The following is an 18,253-nucleotide window of genomic DNA, read 5'->3' on the forward strand; positions in this document are numbered from 1 at the left end:
AGAGGATAGCCGATGGTCGATAGCTGATAGCCGATAGCCAAACGCAAGACGCAAAACGCCAAACGCAAGACGCAAAACGCCTCGGCCCTCGGCCCTAATCCCTCGACGTCGGCGGGGAGGGGTTACTACGAGCCTTTGGCTGACGGCTGACCGCTGATCGCTTACCGCTCACCGCGTCCGCGTCGCCCCTGGCTCCGATACCTCCAGCCGCAGGGCGTCGGGGTGGTGCTGCACGACGCGGTCGAAGGCGGCGATTACGGCGGGGTCGAACTGGCTGCCGGCTTTGGAGCGGACTTCGGCCAGGGCCTGCTCGATGGTCCAGGCTTCCTTGTAGGGGCGGGGGGAGATGAGGGCGTCGAAGACGTCGCACGCGGCGAAGATGCGGGCGGCGAGGGGGATGTCGGGGCCCATCAGGCCGGAGGGGTAGCCGGTGCCGTCCCAGCGCTCGTGGTGGTGCAGGACCACCAGCCGGGCGGTCTCGGGGAGGAAGGGGAGGTTGCGGGTGAAGTGGTAGCCCAGCGTGGTGTGCGACTGCATGACCTGCCACTGCTCGCTGTCGAGCTCGGTGGGCTTGATGAGGATGCTGTCGGGCACGGCGAGTTTGCCCAGGTCGTGCAGGTAGGCCCCCCAGCGCAGGTCGCGCAGCTCGGTCGGGCTCAGCCCGAGTTCCTGGCCCATCAGCACGGCGAGGTGGGCTACGCGGTCGGTGTGGCCGGCGGTCTCGAGGTCGCGGGCCTCGAGCGCCACCCCGATGGCCCGCAGCGCGCCCTCGTAGGCGGCCTCGCGCTCCTCCCGCTCGCGGCGGGCGGCCAGGAGGGCGCTGACCTGGAGGGCGAAGCTGCTGGCGATCTGCAGCGAGGCCGCGCCGAAGGCGCTCTCGCTGGTGCTGTTCTCGAGGTTGATCAGGGCGTGGGCCTCCCCGCCGCGCACGATGGGCAGGCACAGGCCGGCCTTGAGGCGTGACAGGTTGCCCAGGTGGCGCAGGAGCTCGGGGACCTCTTCGCACCCGTGCAGGGCGTGCTCCATCTCCAGCAGCCGTGCAAGGCCGATGATCTGCGGCTCGCCCCGCCCCAGCGGCCCGCCGTACCAGAACTCCAGCGCCTCCCGCTCGACCTCGAGCCCGACCACCGAGGGGGTGTAGCCCTGCTGCGCCGCCAGCCGGTAGCGGCCGGAGGGCTCGAGCAGGAAGATGGTCCCGGCCTCGGCCCCGGGCACCAGCTTGACCGCCGAGTGCAGCAGATCCCGCCAGACGTTCTCGTCCGGGCCCACCGCCAGCGCCTTCACGGTCTGGAGGAGGGTATCGCTCTGCGTGAGCTGCTGCTCGAGGTGCCGGATGGCCTGGGCCCGCTCGAAGGCGGTGGCGGCCACGCTGGCGATGACCTCCATCAGCCGCACCTCGCGGTCGGTGAAGGTGCCGGGCAGGTCGCGGGCGCAGTGGATCACCCCCAGGGGCTGGCCGTCGGAGGTCATCAGCGGGGCGGTGATCTGGGTGTGGGGCCTGCTCCAGGCGGAGGCGGGGTCGTAGGTGCGGGGGTCCTCGAGCACGTTCTCCACCTGGATCAGGCGGCCCGAGTCCAGGCTGGCCCAGCTCAGCCCCCTGCCCCGGGGAACGCTCAGGCGCAGGAACTGCTCGAAGAGCCCGATGGCGGAGGTCGCCACCAGCGCGTCCTTCTCGGGGTCGTAGAGCATGATGTCGACGTGGGGCGAGCCGATGAGCCCCGCGATCTCCTGGTTGAGCACCTGGCTGATGCCCTCGGGGGTGGTGGCGCGCTGCAGCCGCTTGGTGAGGCTTTCGATGACCTCGAACTCGCGCAGGCGGGCCTCGAGCGCCGCCCGCTCGCGCTTGTTGGCCACCAGGGCCGCGATCTGCAGCGCGTAGTTGCGGGCGGCCCGGACGGACGACTCGTCGAGGGCCTGCTCGTCGCTGAAGTTGTCGAGGTTGATGAAGCCTTGCACCTCGCCCCCCAGCACCACCGGCAGGCACAGGCTGCAGCAGATCTCGCGCAGGCGCCCCCAGCGGTCGAAGAGTTCGGCGGCGGCCGGGTCCATGAGCCGTTCCTGGGCCTCGAGGGTGCGCAGCAGGAACTCCCGGGTGACGATGCGGGGCTCGCCGCCGAGCCAGGTCTCGGGTTGGGGGTACCAGTAGCGGTGGACGGGCCCTTCGACCCGCGCCCCGAGCAATTGGTTGTGGTAGCCCATCTGGGCCACGAGCTTGTAGGCCTCGCCCTCGCGGACGAAGATACTGCCGCCCTCGGCGCCCGGCACCATCTCGACCGCCCGGCGCAGCAGCTCGCTCCAGGCCTGGTCGCCCGAGCCCACCGCCAGCGAGGTGACGGTGTGCAGCAGGCCCTGGGTCTCGCGGAGCTGCCGCTCGAGGTGAGCCGCCTTGCGGCAGCGCTCGAGGGCGGTGGCGGCCACGTTGGCGATCAGGCCCAGCAGCCGCTCCTCGAAGGGGGTGTAGGGCAGGTCGCGGGCCGCCTGGAGCACGCCGAGGGGCTCCCCCTGGGCGTCGAGCATGGGGGCGGTGAGCTGGGCGTGGGGCTGGGAGGGGAGGCCCGGGTTGAAGTTGCGCGGGTCGCTGGGGGCGTCGTCCACCCGCAGCACCTGGCCCTGCTCGAGGCTGGCCCAGCTCAGCCCCAGGCCGCGGGGGACGCGCAGGTGGGCGTAGCGCTCGAACAGCCCCAGCCGGCCCGCGCTCTCCAGCCACTCGCCCTCGGGATGGTGCAGCAGCACGTGCACGTGCGGGGAGTTCAGGAGGTGCGCGAGCTCCTGCACCAGCAGAGCCACGATCTCCTGCTGGCGCCCGGCCCGGTTGAGGGTCTGGGTCAGCCCCTCGAGGGTCTCGAACTCGCGCAGGCGGGCCTCGAGCGCCGCCCGCTGGTTCTGCGCCGCGAGCAGGGCGGTGGCCTGGAGGGCGTAAAGCCGGATGGCCTCGAGCGACTCGGCGGTGAAGGCGTCCTCGCGCGAGCGGTTGTCGAGGTGGATGTAGGCGGCCACCTCGCTGCCGATGAGCAGCGGCAGGTAGAGGTTGGCCCGGATGCTCTGCATGCGCTCGTGGCGCAGGGCGTCCTTGGCCGCGCGGGTGTTGGGCTGCTCGAGCGCCGCCGCGACGCGCCGGGCGAGGTCGGCCCCGGCGGCAATGCGGGGCTCGCCGCGCCGCCAGGCCTCCTCGTCGCCGTACCAGGCGATGACGCTGGGCTCGCTGAACTCCAGCCCCAGCACCTCGGCGGGGTAGCCGTGCAGGGCGATCACGCGGTAGCGGTGGTTGCGCCGCACGATGATGGCCCCGCCCTCCGCCCCCGGGACCACCTCCACCGCCGAGCGCAGGAGGGAGGGCCAGAGTTCTTCCTCCCGGTGCCCGGCCAGCGCTTGCAGGGTTTCCAGAAGAGTGGTGTAAGCGCTGGCAACACTCATCGCTCCGAAGTATAAGCCCAGGCTTAGCCCGCACTCACCCAAAGTGCACACTCTCCGCGGGTGGTGAAGGGCTCAGGGTCTGATATTGTGGCTGCCGTGGAAGCCATCGTGCTGGCCGGAGGTCGGCCCGACGACCCGCTGGCCCGGCGTTTCGCCGTGCCCGGCAAGTGTTTCGTGCCCTTCAGGGGCCGCCCGCTGGTCGAGCACGTGCTCGAGCCCCTGGCCGCTTCGGGCCTCACCACGGTCGTGGTGGGCCCCGACCACCCCCTTCGCCCCGCGCCCCGGCTACGCTTGCCCGACCGGGGCGGCATGCTGGAAAACCTCGAGGCCGCGCTCGAGGTCGCCCGCTCGGATAAGGTGCTCGTCGCCACCGGCGACATGCCCTTCCTGAGCGCCGAAGCCATCCGCTACGTGCTGGGGCAGGCCCCCAAGGCCGGGCTGGTCTACTGCGTGGTGCGCAAGGAGGAGATCGAGCGCTCGTTCCCCGGCATGCGGCGCACCTACGCCCGGCTCAGGGAGGGAAGCTTCACCGGGGGCAACGTCATCCTCCTCGACAAGGCCCTCTTCACCTCGGCCCTGGGGCTCGCCCGCAAGGTGGTGGCCCAGCGCAAGAACCCGCTGGCCCTGGCCCAGATGATCGGCTGGGGCGTGCTCCTCAAGCTGCTGCTCGGCCGCCTCACCATCCCCGAGCTCGAGGCCCGCGTCTCGCGCATCCTGGGCATGCCCGCCCGCGCCCTGGTCGTGCCCTTCGCCGGCGTCGGCGTGGACATCGACAAGGAGGAAGACCTGGTGTGGCTCGAGCGGAGCGAAGCGTAGACGAGCCGGAACCCAAGCTGTCCGGCAGGGCGGCTCGAGCGGAGCGAAGCGTAGACGAGCCGGAACCCAAGCTGTCCGGCAGGGCGGCTCGAGCGGAGCGAAGCGTAGACGAGCCGGAACCCAAGCTGTCCGGCAGGGCGGCTCGAGCGGAGCGAAGCGTAGACGAGCCAGTACCTCTGAGGTCTAGTGAGATGGCTCGAGCGGAGCCCTGACCGCCGACCGGGTTTCTGAACTCTAGCTAGACCGGGGGAGGGGCAGGGTATCCTAGGGGGGACGACATGCGAACGGTTCGTGAGCTACGCCTTGCTGGTTTGATCGCTTATCTCGCCGCCCTCATCGCCGGGATCCTGGGTTCCGGCCTGGTCCACCTCGCCCTCGGACGACGGGGCGCCTTCGGCTGGGACGGCCTGAACTTCTTCGGCTTGCTCGAGGGGATCTCCTTTTTGCTGATCTTCACCATCTCGCTGTGGGTGTTCAAGCGGGCGGTGCGGGTCACCACCACCACCCTGCTCTCGGCGGGGCTCTTCGTGCCCACCTCGGCCAAGGCCCTCTCCAGGCCCATCCCCGTGCTCGACGGCCTGGGCACCGACTCGCTCGAGACCCAGCTCGCCGTCATCCGCGAGGGCGGGGTGCCCATCGGGGTCATCGGGCTCGAGGACTCCCTCGTGCCCTGGGAGGAAGCCCCCGTGGTGGGCAGCGACATCGCCGCCAACGACCTCTCGGTGATGTTCCGCAAGTACCCGGTGGTAATCGTGGCCGACGGCAACACTATCCACGGGGCCATCCGCCGCGAGGCCTACTTCAAGTACCTGGGTGCTTAGCCCAGCCGGACCACCCGCCCGGCCACCCGCCCGCTCAGGTAGCGGTCGTGGCTGGTGAAGAGCACGGTGCCGCCGAAGTCTTGCAGCATGCGCTCGAGCCCCTCCACGCTCTGGTAGTCGAGGTGGGTCGTGGGCTCGTCGAGGACGAGGAAGTTGGGGCGCTGGAGGATCAGCCGCACCAGCGCCACCTTGCGCTGCTGCCCCTCGCTCAGCGCGCCCAGCGGCCGGAAAAAGGCCTCGCCCGAGACTTTGAAGGCGCCCAGCAGCGTGCGGGCCTGGGGGTGCTGCTCGCGGGGGAAGAGCCGGTGCACCTCGAGCCCGGCGTCGAGCCCGCTGCCCTGCTGCGGCAGGTAGCCCAGCCGCACCCTCGAGCCCCACAGGATTTCTCCCTGTTGCACGGGCAGATGCCCCAGCAACAGGCCGATGAGCGTGGACTTGCCGCTGCCGTTTTCTCCGGCCAGGTGCACCTTCTCACCCCACTCCAGCCGCAGGTCCAGCCCCTCGAACAGCGCCCGCTCGCCCCAGCGGTGGGTGAGGCCCTTCACGTCCAGGCACCAGCCCTGGCGGGGTTCTACGGGGAGGAAGCGCACCTCGTAGAACTTCTCGATCCAGGGCCTGGCCTCCTCGAGCTCGGCGATGCGCTCGGCCACGCGCTCCTTGGCCTGTACCGCCCGGCCCTGTAGCTTGGCGGCCTTGGCCCCGATGTAGCCCTTGTCCTTCTTGCCCTCGTAGGGCCGGTACTTGTCGGCCTCGCGGTCGCGGCCCCACTGCTTGTAGGTGCGCTCGACCTCCCTCAGCTTGGCGATCTCGCGCTCGAGCTTCTCCTTCTTGCGCTCGGCCTCCAGCCGCTCGGCGGCCTTGGTGGCGGCGAAGGTCGAGTAGTTGCCGCCGTAGAGGCGCAACTGGCCGCGCTCGAGCTCGAGGACGTGGCTCGCCACCTGGTCTAAAAACCAGCGGTCGTGCGAGACCAATACCAGTGTCTCGGGCGTCTGGCGCAGGGCCCGCACTAAGCGCTCGCCGGCGCGGTCGTCGAGGTAGTTGGTGGGCTCGTCGAGGAGGTAGAGGTCGTAGCGCTGCACGAAGCCCGAGGCCAGCTTGAGCAGCCGGCGCTCCCCGCCGGAGAAGCCGCCCACGGGCCGGTCCAGGCCGCCGGGGTCGAAGCCGAAGTCCACGGCCACCCGCTCGACGGCCTCGAGCCGGGCATACCCCCCGGCCTCGAGGAAGCTCTGGCTCAGGTCGGCGTAGGCCAGCGGGTCGGGCAGCCCGGCGGCCTCCATCCGCCGCAGGCGCCGGAACTGCTCGAGCAGCTCCGGCTGCGCGGCCAGCAGGTACTCCCGGGCGCTCAGCTCGCCCTCGGCGCGGTCCTCCTGCTCGAGCACGAACACGCTGCCGTAGCGGCGCTCGAGGGTGCCGAAGTCGGGCTCGAGGCGGCCCTGGACGAGGCCCAGCAGCGTGCTCTTGCCCGCGCCGTTGTGGCCGAGCAGGCCCACTTTCTGTCCCTGCGCCAGCTCCCAGCCTGCCCCGGCGATCAGGTAGTCGGGCTGGCCGGGGTGGGCGAAGTGCAGGTTTTCCATCCGCAGCAATACGCTCACGCGGAACTCCTTGTTTTGGGGGCGGGTGGCGTACCGCGGACGGCGGGGGCTTTCAGCGGTCTGCGCCCGCCCCCCGCGATACGCCCCGCTCACGGCCTGCGCCGCACCCGCTCCTTGAGCTTGGCGTGGGCGAAGCGGTCCTGGGTCTTGGGCCCCTTGCCGTGCCCGGGGTCCCACTTGTGCCCGTGCTTCTGGGGGTGGGCCTCGAGCTTTTTGCCCAGGCCCGGCTCGCCGCGCTCGTCGGGGCGGGGCTCGAGGAGGCTGTGCGCCCCGGGGCGGTTCTGGCCTTGGTCGTCGGTTTGCGGGAATTCGAAGGGGTTGGGTTGTTTAGACATGGGCACTCCCGTGACCCGGCTCGAGCGGCCTTCACAGGCGCTAAACCCGTGGAGGGCGGCAACGTAATGCTCGAGCTTTCGAAGTTGGAAACCTCCTTTCCCCATGACTTTCGGGGAAGGGGTTTGAGGCTTTGGGGAATTGTTTGGGGAATCGAATGATCGGGGCTCCAACAATAACGAGCTAGCGCACGGCTCACCTCCCAAGCGAAACGGCAGCCCGAAGGCTGCCGATGCAGGTTTCGGGACGGGGGGAGAGATCAGGCCAGGTCGATCATAGGAGCCGCCGAAGCGACAAAGCAGTATACACCGGCCCGCTCCTTTGCGCTATAAAGGGGCGGTATGACCTCACCCCAACGCCTGCTCGAGCGCCTCGAGGCCATCGGACGCTCGCTGGAAGCCTCCGGCCACGCCCTCGCCCTCATCGGGCTGGGCTCGGTGGGGCTCGAGCGCGACCGCCTCGACGAGCACTCCGACCTCGACTTCTTCGCCGTCGTCGAGCCGGGCCACAAGGCCCGCTACCTCGACGACCTCTCCTGGCTCAGCGGCGTCGCGCCGGTGGCTTTCCACTTCCAAAACACCGCCGACGGCTACAAGCTGCTCTACGCCGACGGGGTGTTCTGCGAGTTCGCGGTCTTCGAGCCGCAGGAGCTCGAGCAGATCCCCTTCGCGGCGGGCCAGGTCGTCTGGAGGCGGGCGGGGGTGGACGCCTCCATCGCGACGCCGGCCAGCCGGGCCGCGGGCAGCGCCCGGCCGGGGGTGGAGTGGCAACTGGGAGAGGCCCTGACCAACCTCTACGTCGGCCTCAAGCGCTACCGGCGCGGCGAGAAGCTCTCCGCGATGCGCTTCGTACAGGGCTTCGCCCTCGACCGGGTGCTCGAGCTCGCCTCGGCGCTCGAGGCCGAGCAGCCCGCCCACCACGACCCCTTCAACAACGAGCGCCGCCTCGAGCAGCGCTTCCCGCGCTTCTCCGCCCGGCTGAGGGAGTTCGCCCAGGGCTACGACCGCACGCCCGAGTCGGCGCTGGCGCTGCTGGGCTTCCTCGAGCAGCACTTCGCGGTCAACGCGGCCATCGCCCGCGAGATCCGGGCACTGGCCGCGCTAGGGTAGGCCCGTGCCCTTCGCGATCGTCCCCTACGAGCCGCGCTTCCTGCCCGACCTCTACCGCGTCTGCCTGCTCACCGGCGACAGCGTGGCTTACTGCTTCAGCTAAGCCGAGCGAAGCCCTGATCGCCGAGATGCGCGGGGAGGAGGCGTGATCCTGTTCCTCGACCCCAGACGAGCCCCGAGCCCCACCGCGAGCTGCTCGAGCGGGCCGTCTTCGAGGCGGAGCAATGCGCCATTTCCACGCTCACCCTGGCCGGGGTGTTCGATGCCCTCCTGGGAGCGCGAAGGGGTTCGGTTTCTAACGTTCGATAAGCAACTGCGGGGCGTAGCCCGCTCGGTCGTGCGGCGGTACGGGGGCGGCTGAAGCGGTTCCGCTCGAGGGTATTGCGCTCGGGCGTCTGCGGCTCAGAATACCGGGTTCAAAAAGATGACCATCCGATCCAAAGACCTCCGGAGGCTATCTTTTTGAACCCTAGAGCACACCCCTTCCTGACGGTCGGCGAAGTAAGCGTATCCCTTCGGCCCTGTCAGTCCGCCGCCGGACGGCGCCGGACTGACCGAATCGGGTATAACCTGCTCTAACCTGAAGCTGGTTATACTCATTCCAGCTCACCTCGAATTGTTCCGCTCATCAGACTTGACAGTATTACGCTCAAGTATCATGATAAAACTACTGCGGTGGAGGGATCGGCATGAATTTGGAGAAGTGGACCGAACAAGCGCGCCAGGCGGTGGCCCAGAGCCAGGTGCTGGCCCGGGAGATGAGCCACTCGCAGATCGACGTGCCCCACCTGGCGGCGGTGCTGCTGCGCGACTCGGCGGGGCTGCCGGCGAAGATCGTGGGCAAGGCCGGGATGAGCCCGGACGTGGCCTACCGCATCGCCCAGACCGAGTTGGGCAAGCTGCCGCGCATCAGCGGGGCCGAGGCGGGGCAGTACCTCTCGGGGAAGCTCAACGGCATCCTCACGCGGGCCGAGGCCCTGGCGGCCGAGCTCAAGGACAGCTACGTGGCGGTGGACACGCTGCTGTTGGCGCTGGCCGAGACCGGCTTCGCGGGGCTCAACGCCGCCTCAGTTAAAGCGGCCATGCTCGAGGCCAGAGGAGGGAGGAAAGTGAACTCAGAACACGCCGAAGGGACCTACAACGCCCTCGAACAATACGGCATCGACCTCACCAAGCAGGCCGAGGAGGGCAAGCTCGACCCGGTGATCGGGCGCGACGAGGAGATCCGGCGCGCCATCCAGATCCTGCTGCGCCGCACCAAGAACAACCCCGTGCTCATCGGCGACCCCGGGGTGGGCAAGACCGCCATCGCCGAGGGGCTGGCCCAGCGCATCGTCAAGGGCGACGTGCCGGAGGGGCTCAAGGGCAAGCGCATCGTCAGCTTGCAGATGGGCTCGCTGCTGGCGGGGGCCAAGTACCGCGGCGAGTTCGAGGAGCGGCTCAAGGCCGTGATCCAGGAGGCGACCCAGAGCGCCGGGGAGATCATCCTGTTCATCGACGAGCTGCACACCATCGTGGGCGCGGGCAAGGCCGAGGGCGCGGTGGACGCGGGCAACATGCTCAAGCCGGCGCTGGCGCGGGGTGAGCTGCACATGATCGGCGCGACCACCCTCGACGAGTACCGCGAGATCGAGAAGGACGCCGCCCTCGAGCGCCGCTTCCAGCCGGTGTTCGTGGACGAGCCCAGCCTCGAGGAGACCGTGAGCATCCTGCGCGGCATCAAGGAGAAGTACGAGGTGCACCACGGCGTGCGCATCACCGACTCCGCGCTCATCGCCGCCGCGCAGCTCTCGCACCGCTACATCACCGACCGCCGCCTGCCCGACAAGGCCATCGACCTCGTGGACGAGGCCGCCGCCCGGCTGCGCATGGCGCTGGAGTCGAGCCCCGAGGCCCTCGACTCGCTCGACCGCAAGAAGCTGCAGCTCGAGATCGAGCGCGAGGCGCTGAAGAAGGAGACCGACCCCGAGTCGCGCATCCGCCTGGGTGACATCGAGCGCGAGATCGCCGAGCTCACGGAGGAGATCGGCAAGCAGCGCGCCGAGTGGGAGGCCGAGCGCGAGGTGATGAACCGGCTGCGTTCGGCCCAGCAGAAGCTCGACGAGGTGCGCACGCAGATCGAGCAGGCCGAGCGGGCCTACGACCTCAACAAGGCCGCCGAGCTGCGCTACGGCGAGCTGCCGCGGCTGGAGGCCGAGGTGCAGCAGCTCTCGCAGCAGATGCAAAGCGCGAAGTTCGCCCGCCCCGAGGTCTCGGAGGAGGACATCGCCGAGATCGTGGCCCGCTGGACCGGCATCCCGGTCTCCAAGCTGCTCGAGGGTGAGCGCGAGAAGCTGTTGCGGCTGGAGGACGAGCTGCACCAGCGGGTGGTGGGCCAGGACGAGGCCATCCGCGCGGTGGCCGACGCCATCCGCCGGGCCAGGGCCGGGCTCAGCGACCCCAAGCGCCCCATCGGCTCTTTTCTGTTCCTGGGACCAACCGGCGTGGGCAAGACCGAGCTCGCCAAGACGCTGGCGGCCACCCTCTTCGACTCCGAGGAGGCCATGGTGCGCATCGACATGACCGAGTACATGGAGAAGCACTCGGTCTCGAGGCTGGTGGGTGCCCCTCCCGGCTACGTAGGCTACGAGGAAGGCGGGCAGCTCACCGAGGCCATCCGCCGCCGCCCCTACGCCGTCATCCTCTTTGACGAGGTGGAGAAGGCCCACCCCGACGTGTTCAACATCCTCCTGCAGATCCTCGACGACGGGCGCCTCACCGACGGGCAGGGCCGCACCGTGGACTTCCGCAACACCGCCATCATCCTCACCTCCAACATCGGCTCCCCGCTGATCCTCGAGGGCATCCAGTCGGGCCTGAGCTACGAGGGCATCCGCGAGCGGGTGATGGGCGTGCTGCAGCAGAACTTCCGCCCCGAGTTCCTCAACCGCCTCGACGAGATCGTGGTCTTCCGGCCGCTCTTGCGCGAGCAGATCGCCCAGATCGTGGAGATCCAGCTCAGGAACCTGCGGGCCCGCCTGGCCGAGAAGCGCATCGGCCTCGAGCTCTCCCCCGAGGCCATGGCTTTCCTGGCCGAGCGCGGCTACGACCCCGTGTTCGGCGCCCGCCCGCTCAAGCGGGTGATCCAGCGCGAGCTCGAGACCCCGCTCTCGCGCAAGATCCTCTCCGGCGAGGTCGGCGACGGGGCCAACCTGTGGGTCGGCGTCGGCCCGCTGGGCCTGACCTTCGAGCCCAAGAAGGCCGTCCAGGCCTGAGCCCGGACCCACCCGGACCCCGCCCGCGCGGCGGGGTCTTTCCCGTGGTCTTGCTAAGCTTCGCCCGGATGAAGTATGGTGAACCTGGTCAAAAAAACCTGGCTGTGGAGGTTGTATGAGACGGCTGTGGATCGGCTTTTTCGGCGTGTTGCTGGCGGCGTGTTCCAATGCTCCCCAATCTTCGGAGGTCGGGGCCCAGGCCCTGCGGCCCGCGGGGAGCCCGGACGTGGCGATCTTCGTGGTCTCGGGGCGGTGCGGGGTGGGCACGTGCAGCGCGCCCGAGCAGAACTGGGACTACCTGGGCCCCCAGGGCACCGGGCAGGCCGTCGCCCAGGCCTTCCAGGCGCTGGGCTACAGCACGCAGGTCTACAGCTACTCGGCGCACCTGCGCAGCCACTACTCCAGCATCTCCCGCAAGACCGAGCCGGGTTTCCTCGAGCTCGAGGCGCAGTTCAAGGCGGTGCTGCAGAACTGGGTCAACGGCTTCTCCAACCCCACCCGCATCGTCCTGGTGGGCCACTCCCACGGCACCAACTGGACGCACAACCTCACCCGGATCTACAGCGCCGTGCGCTTCGCCTACGTCATCGACCTCGACGGCATCTGCTACTTGTGGGAGGACGACAACGCGCCCTACTTCCGCGACTACTACGCCCAAAACGGCAACCCCTGGGGCGTGGACATCTCCGACAGTTGCGACGCCATCCCCGTCAAGCGCTGGTACGGCACGAGCTACTACAACGCCAAGGACGTGGCCTTCGCCAACACCACCTACAACCTCGAGGTGCAGAGCAAGCGGGTTTTCCTGCGCCGCGAAGGCCAGCAGAACGGCGACGTCGAGCCCCAGGGCGAGACCAACTTCGCCTACGACTACACCGCCAACCGCCGCACCAACGGCAGCACCACCGGCATCTACACGTACGTGAGCTCGAGCGAGGGCCATAACCAGGTGGACGAGCCCGGCAGCCAGGCGGTGGCCTGGGTCAAGAGCCAGATCCAGCGGCTGGGCCTGCCCTGAACGGTTCCCACGAACAACCGCCGGGATCGGCGGGTGTTTACCCCGCACGGCCGGGGCGACCGTGCGGGGTGTTCGGGGGAGCCCTACTCCTCGAGGGTGCTCAGGTCGCCGGGGTCGCGCCCGAGCTCCTGGGCCTTGAGCAAGCGGCGCATGATCTTGCCCGAGCGGGTCTTGGGCAGCTTGTCCAGCACCACCACGGCGGCGGGGGTGGCGATGGGGCCGAGCTGGTGGCGCACGTGCTGGGTGATGTCGGCCTCGAGGCCCTCCCGCTTCTCCTGCCCGGCCCGCAGCACCACGAAGGCCTTGATGTTCTCGCCCTTGATGGGGTCGGGCACCCCGATCACGGCGGCCTCGGCCACGGCGGGGTGGGAGACCAGGGCGCTCTCCACGTCGGCGGTGCCGATGCGGTGCCCGGCCACGTTGAGCACGTCGTCGCTGCGGCCCAGCACCGTGAAGTAGCCCTCGGCGTCGCGGCTGGCGACGTCCCCGGCGGCGTAGAGCTTGCCGGGGAGCTCGAGCCAGTACTGCTCGTAGCGGGCGTGGTTGCCCCAGACGGTACGCATCATGTGAGGGAAGGGCCGCTTGAGCGCCAGCAGCCCGCCGGCGCCGGGGGGCACCTCCTGGCCCTCCACGTTGACCACCACGGCCTCGACGCCCGGCAGGGCCACCCCCACCGCGCCCGGCTTGGCCTCGAGCTGCAGCGGGGTGCCCAGCGTGGGGCCGCCGAGCTCGGTCTGCCACCAGTTGTCGGCCACGAAGCCGCGCCGCCCGCCCTCGGCCAGGTGCTCGTAGGCCCACAGCCAGGCCTCGGGGTTGAGCGGCTCGCCCGCCACCCCGATCAGGCGCAGCGAGGAGAGGTCGTGCTGCTGGGGCCACTGCGGGCCGTACTTCATGAACATCCGCACCGCGGTGGGCGCGGTGAACATCACGCCCACCCGCTCCTGCTCCACGACCTTCCAGACCGCGCCGGGGTCGGGGTAGTCGAGCTTGTCCTCGCGCAATACGGTGGTGAGCCCTTCCAGCAGCGGGGCGTAGAGCCCGTAGGCGTGCCCCACGATCCAGGAGAGGTCGGCGGTGGTCCAGAAGGTCTCGCCGTCCTTGAGGTCGTAGAGGGCGCGCAGGTGGTAGGTGGTGCCCGCCATGAAGCCGCCGTGGGTGTGGACGACCCCCTTGGGCTTGCCCGTCGAGCCGGAGGTGTAGAGGATGAAGAGGGGGTGCTCGGCCGCGACCGGCTCGGCGGGGGTGTCGGGGCGCTGGCGCTCGAGCAGCTCCCACAGCTCCAGCGGGTGCCGCTCCCCGCCCCGCGAGTGCCACAGCACCGGGAGGTCTAAGCCCTCGGTGGCGGCCTCCACCAGCGCCGCCAGGGGCAGGGCCCGCCCCGACTGGTACAGGCGGTCGGCGGCCACCAGCAGCCGGGCCTGGGTGCCTTGCAGGCGCTCGCGCAGGGCGCTGCTGCCCAGCCCGGCGGGGATGGCGGCGTGGATGGCGCCGATGCGGGCGCAGGCCAGCAGCGTGAGGGCGGCCTCGAGGCCGCTGGGCAGGTACACCGCCACCCGGTCGCCCGCCCCCACCCCCAGCCCTCTGAGCACCCCCGCCAGCCGGGCCACCCGGTCGAGCAGCTCGCGGTAGGTCAGGCGGTGCACCTGGGCGTCGCCGCCGTGGGCGATGAGGGCGAGTTGGTTGCGCCGCGGGCCCTGGGCGTGGCGGTCGAGGGCGTTGTAGGCGGCGTTGGTCTGGCCGCCGACGAACCAGCCGGCCTCACCCCGCACGCGGTCGAAGGGGCGGAACCAGTGGAAGCGCTCGGCCCACCCCCGCCAGAAGCCCTCGGGGTCGGCCAGGGAGCGGCGGTACTCCTCGGGGTAGTCCTGGAGGTTGGCGGCCTGCCGCAGGGGCTCAGGGGCCTCGAGCCGGTCGGCGTTGCGGCGGGAAGGGGGCTCGAGGGCCGGGCTGGGGCGGGCGGAATGGGTCGGCGTGGGGCTCTCGCCGGGCAGGTGCCCGGAGGCGGCGCGGGCCACCTCGCGCACCGCGTGCACCAGGCGGGTGAAGGCGTAGGGGAAGCGGCGGGAGGGCACCACCACGCCGAAAGCCCCGATCACCCGCCCCTCCGGGCCGAACACCGGCGCGGCCACCGCCGAGATGCCCTCGGCAAACTCCTCGAGCTCGACCGCGAAGCCCATCTGCCGCACCCGGTCGAGCTCGTCCTGCAGCGCCATCGGCTCGGTGAGGGTGTTGGGGGTGTAGGCCCGCAGTTGGTCCGGCGGCGCGGTGTCGAGGTGGGCCAGCACCGCCTTGCCCAGCGCCAGCGCGTGCAGCGCTTCGGTGCTGTCGCCCTCGAGCCCCGGCGGCTTGGGCTGCCCCTGCCGCCCCCGGCTCTGCAGGCGCAGCCGGCCCTCGCGGGTCAGGAGGGCGAGGTAGGTGCGCTCGCGGGTGCGCAGGTAGAGCTCCTCGAGCGCGTCGTGCAGGCGCTCGAGGGCGTTTCCCTCCCCCCGCCCCTGGCCGCTGACGGGGGAGAGGGCGTCCTGGCTGACGCGGTAGGTGGTGCCCACGCGCTCGGCGAAGCCCTCAGCCACCAGGCTCGCCAGCAGGGCGTAGGCGGTGGAGAGGCTCTTGCCCAGGAGGCGGGCCACCTGGGCGGCCTCGAGGCCCTCCGGGTGCGCGAGGAGGTAAGCCAGCACCCGCAGGGCGGCCTGTACGGTGGTGAGCTTGCGGCTTTGGGCCATCGGGGAAAACCTTCCTGCGCCTCGAGAAGCGGTTTGGGCCCATGATGGGCCCGCCCAGGGGGGCTGTCAAGAAATCCTCTCATTTGCACATGGCGCAAAACCCGGGGGTTCTTGACCGGGGAGCGGCCCCGGGCATACCCTGACCCCATCGCTTCAGGCCCTGCTGCTGTTTCCTGCCTTTGGAGGCCCTGCCATGACCGAAAAATTGGAAGCCGTGCTCAAGGAAGACCGGGTGTTCGAGCCCTCCGAATCCTTCCGCCGATCCGCCCGCCTGTCCGACCCCGCCCAGTACGAGGCGCTCTACCGCCAGAGCCTCGACGACCCCGAGGCCTTCTGGGGCCGCGTAGCCTCCGAGCTGCACTGGTTCGAGCCCTTCGTGCGGGTGCTGGAGTGGCAGGCCCCCGACGCCCGCTGGTTCGTGGGCGGCCGGACCAACCTCGCCTACAACGCCCTCGACCGCCACCTCGCCACCCGCCGCACCAAGGCCGCCATCGTCTTCGAGGGCGAGCCCGGCGACAGCCAGGTGCTCACCTACCACGACCTCCACCGCGAGGTCAGCAAGTTCGCCAACGTGCTCAAGGGGCTGGGGGTAAAGGCGGGCGACCGCGTGACCATCTACCTCCCCATGATCCCCGAGGCGGCCGTCGCCATGCTGGCCTGCGCCCGCATCGGCGCCATCCACTCGGTGGTCTTCGGCGGCTTCAGCGCCTCGGCCCTGGCCGACCGCATCAAGGACGCCCAAGCCAGCGTGCTCATCACCGCCGACGGCGGCTGGCGCCGCGGCAGCGTGGTCACGCTCAAGAACAACGCCGACGAGGCCCTGGCCGACGCCCCCAGCATCCAGAGCGTGGTGGTGGTGCGCCGCACCGGCCAGGACATCTCCATGCAGCCGGGCCGCGACCACTGGTACCACGAGCTGATGCAAAACGCCTCCGACATCTGCCCGGCCGAGCCCGTGGACGCCGAGCACCCCCTCTTCATCCTCTACACCTCCGGCTCGACGGGCAAACCCAAGGGGGTCATGCACACCACCGGGGGCTACCAGACCTACGTCTACCTCACCGCCCAGTACATCTTCGACCTGCAGGACCAGGACACCTACTTCTGCACCGCCGACGTGGGCTGGGTCACCGGCCACTCCTACGTGGTCTACGGCCCCCTGCTCAACGGGGCCACCACCGTGATGTACGAGGGCGCGCCCAACTGGCCCGACCCAGGCCGCATCTGGCAGATCATCGACAAGTACGGCGTGAGCATCCTCTACACCGCCCCCACCGCCATCCGCGCGTTCATGAAGGCGGGGGAGCAGTGGCCGCTGAAGTCCCGCCTCGAGAGCCTGCGGCTGCTGGGCACTGTGGGCGAACCCATCAACCCCGAGGCCTGGGTCTGGTACTACAACGTCATCGGCAAGGGGCGCTGCCCTGTCGTGGACACCTGGTGGCAGACCGAGACCGGGGGCATCATGATCACCACGCTGCCCGGCGTACACCCCATGAAGCCCGGCCACGCCGGCAAGCCCTTCTTCGGCGTGGAGCCCGCCATCGTGGACGCCTCGGGCCAGCCCGTCTCCAACCCCGACGAGGGCGGCCACCTCATCATCCGCCGCCCCTGGCCCTCGATGCTGCGCACGGTGTGGGGCGACCCCCAGCGCTACTTCAACCAGTACTGGAGCCAATACCCCGGCAACTACTTCACCGGCGACGGCGCGAGGCGCGACGCCGACGGCTACTACCTGATCATGGGCCGCGTGGACGACGTGCTCAACGTCTCGGGCCACCGCCTGGGCACCATGGAGGTCGAGAGCGCCCTGGTCTCCCACCCCGCCGTGGCCGAGAGCGCCGTGGTGGGCAAGCCCGACCCCATCAAGGGCGAGAGCATCGTGGCCTTCGTGACCCTCAAGGCCGGCCACGCCGGCTCCGACGCCCTCAAGGGCGAACTCAAGGCCCACGTCGCCAAGGTGATCGGCGCCATCGCCCGCCCCGACGAGATCCGTTTCACCGACGCCCTCCCCAAGACCCGCTCCGGCAAGATCATGCGCCGCCTGCTGCGCCAGATCGCCGCGGGCGAGACCGACATCAAGGGGGACACGAGCACGCTCGAGGACCGCGCCGTAGTCGAGAAGCTGAAGGCAGGGGAGTAGGGAAGAAGAGCCGTCAGCTATCAGCCGTCAGCCGTCAGCGAAAAGCAGGGCCCGTGGCTCGTAGTGAAAGAAACCCCTCTCCGCGTTCGGGGAGGGGCTATCCCCCCAACCCCCCTTGTTAAGGGGGGAAAAGAGAAGGCGTTTGGCATTTAGCTATCAGCTATCGACCATCGACATCTTCCCGCGTTAATCTCTCATTTACCCACCCCCGGTAATTTTCCAAGGCAATGGTCAGCAAAGGCGGGGAAGGGGCCTTCGGCCTGATTTTGGAACCGTTACCGTGCATGGGCGGTCGGGCGCCTGGCGTGGACGGTTTGGGCCACCTGGCGGAGGGGTTGCTCTATCTTGCCGGTGCTGCCGAGCGGCTGGTGCAGCAGGATGCTCACGCCCTGCGGGTGGCCCAGCTCACCTACCGGCTGGCCGAGCGGCTGGGGCTCCCCGTGCAGCAGCGAGCCCGGCTGGCCCAGGCGGCCCGCTTTCACGACCTGGGCAAGTGGCTCATCGCGCCCGAGATCCTCGACAAGCCGGGGCCCCTCGAGCCCTGGGAGTACGCCCTCGTCAAGACCCACACCTCCTTGGGGGCGGCCGTCCTCTCCCTGCGGGCCGGCCCCGACGCCGGGCTCGCCGTCGGCATCGCCCTTACCCACCACGAACGCTGGGACGGGGCGGGCTACCCGCGCGGGATCGGGGGCGAGGAGATCCCCCTCGAGGGCCGCATCGTCGCGGTGGCCGACGTCTTCGACGCGCTGCTCACCCCGCGCCCCTACAAGCCCGCCTGGACGCCGGGGCGGGCGCTCGAGGAGGTCGGGCGGCAGGCCGGGCGGCAATTCGACCCGGAGGTGGCGGCGGCGCTGCTGTGCCTGGCCGAGGAGGGGCGGCTCCCGCTGCTCGAGGCCCCCTCCGCCCCGGCAGAAGCACTCCCCCGCGGGTCCGTGGCGTAACGGCCCTCACTTTCGCCCGCCGCTATTGATAGCGTATTATCAGGTGTTATGGGCGCACTGGCGGTGCAGACCTTCGACCTGGGCGTGCGCTTCGG

Annotated in this window: 11 protein-coding genes; 7 read left to right on the plus strand and 4 right to left on the minus strand. The window is 70.0% G+C overall.

What is annotated here, in order from left to right:
- Positions 1-168: 168 nt before the first annotated feature.
- On the minus strand, positions 169-3,414 hold the full coding sequence (locus MEICH_RS27145; RefSeq protein WP_051304101.1) for a GAF domain-containing protein: 3,246 nt from the start codon (positions 3,412-3,414) through the stop codon (positions 169-171).
- Between the two features lie 96 nt (positions 3,415-3,510).
- On the opposite strand from MEICH_RS27145, the gene mobA reads away from it, so the two are divergent.
- Both mobA and MEICH_RS0110765 read left to right on the plus strand, forming a co-directional pair.
- Positions 3,511-4,230, plus strand: coding sequence for a molybdenum cofactor guanylyltransferase (gene mobA, locus MEICH_RS0110760; protein WP_027892618.1), 720 nt, complete (start codon positions 3,511-3,513; stop codon positions 4,228-4,230).
- 278 nt (positions 4,231-4,508) lie between these two features.
- The gene (locus MEICH_RS0110765) at positions 4,509-5,051 is read left to right on the plus strand and encodes a hypothetical protein (RefSeq protein WP_027892619.1); all 543 of its coding nucleotides are present in this window, start codon (positions 4,509-4,511) and stop codon (positions 5,049-5,051) included.
- Here the strand turns inward: MEICH_RS0110765 and MEICH_RS0110770 are convergent.
- Together MEICH_RS0110770 and MEICH_RS0110775 are read right to left on the minus strand one after the other, a co-directional pair.
- Positions 5,048-6,643 carry an ABC-F family ATP-binding cassette domain-containing protein gene (locus MEICH_RS0110770; RefSeq protein WP_157202732.1) on the minus strand — a complete coding sequence of 532 codons (1,596 nt, stop codon included), beginning with the start codon at positions 6,641-6,643 and terminating at the stop codon, positions 5,048-5,050. The two genes, MEICH_RS0110765 and MEICH_RS0110770, sit on opposite strands and share 4 nt — an antisense overlap.
- A gap of 89 nt (positions 6,644-6,732) precedes the next feature.
- Entirely contained in the window at positions 6,733-6,978 is a 246-nt protein-coding gene (locus MEICH_RS0110775; protein WP_027892621.1) for a hypothetical protein, read from the minus strand.
- Between the two features lie 339 nt (positions 6,979-7,317).
- Here MEICH_RS0110775 and MEICH_RS0110780 point away from each other — a divergent pair, with 339 nt between their 5' ends.
- From MEICH_RS0110780 to MEICH_RS24645, 3 genes are all read left to right on the plus strand, one after another.
- Complete coding sequence (locus MEICH_RS0110780; protein ID WP_027892622.1) at positions 7,318-8,085, plus strand: hypothetical protein; 768 nt, start codon at positions 7,318-7,320, stop codon at positions 8,083-8,085.
- Positions 8,086-8,774: 689 nt separating this feature from the next.
- Positions 8,775-11,339: an ATP-dependent chaperone ClpB gene (clpB, locus tag MEICH_RS0110790; RefSeq protein WP_027892623.1), complete on the plus strand. Its 2,565-nt coding sequence runs from the start codon at positions 8,775-8,777 to the stop codon at positions 11,337-11,339.
- A gap of 115 nt (positions 11,340-11,454) precedes the next feature.
- Positions 11,455-12,357 (plus strand): hypothetical protein, encoded by a 903-nt coding sequence (locus tag MEICH_RS24645; protein WP_051304102.1) that lies wholly within the window; start codon positions 11,455-11,457, stop codon positions 12,355-12,357.
- A gap of 83 nt (positions 12,358-12,440) precedes the next feature.
- Here the strand turns inward: MEICH_RS24645 and MEICH_RS0110800 are convergent, their stop codons facing one another.
- Complete coding sequence (locus MEICH_RS0110800; RefSeq protein WP_027892624.1) at positions 12,441-15,077, minus strand: acetate--CoA ligase; 2,637 nt, start codon at positions 15,075-15,077, stop codon at positions 12,441-12,443.
- A 193-nt stretch (positions 15,078-15,270) separates the two neighbouring features.
- Between MEICH_RS0110800 and acs the strand changes: the two genes are divergently transcribed.
- Entirely contained in the window at positions 15,271-17,217 is a 1,947-nt protein-coding gene (gene acs / locus MEICH_RS0110805; protein ID WP_027892625.1) for an acetate--CoA ligase, read from the plus strand.
- Positions 17,218-17,522: 305 nt separating this feature from the next.
- The gene (locus tag MEICH_RS24650; protein WP_169730657.1) at positions 17,523-18,158 is read left to right on the plus strand and encodes an HD-GYP domain-containing protein; all 636 of its coding nucleotides are present in this window, start codon (positions 17,523-17,525) and stop codon (positions 18,156-18,158) included.
- Positions 18,159-18,253: the final 95 nt, after the last annotated feature.

Source organism: Calidithermus chliarophilus DSM 9957, assembly GCF_000430045.1.
Classification (GTDB): Bacteria; Deinococcota; Deinococci; order Deinococcales; family Thermaceae; genus Calidithermus; species Calidithermus chliarophilus.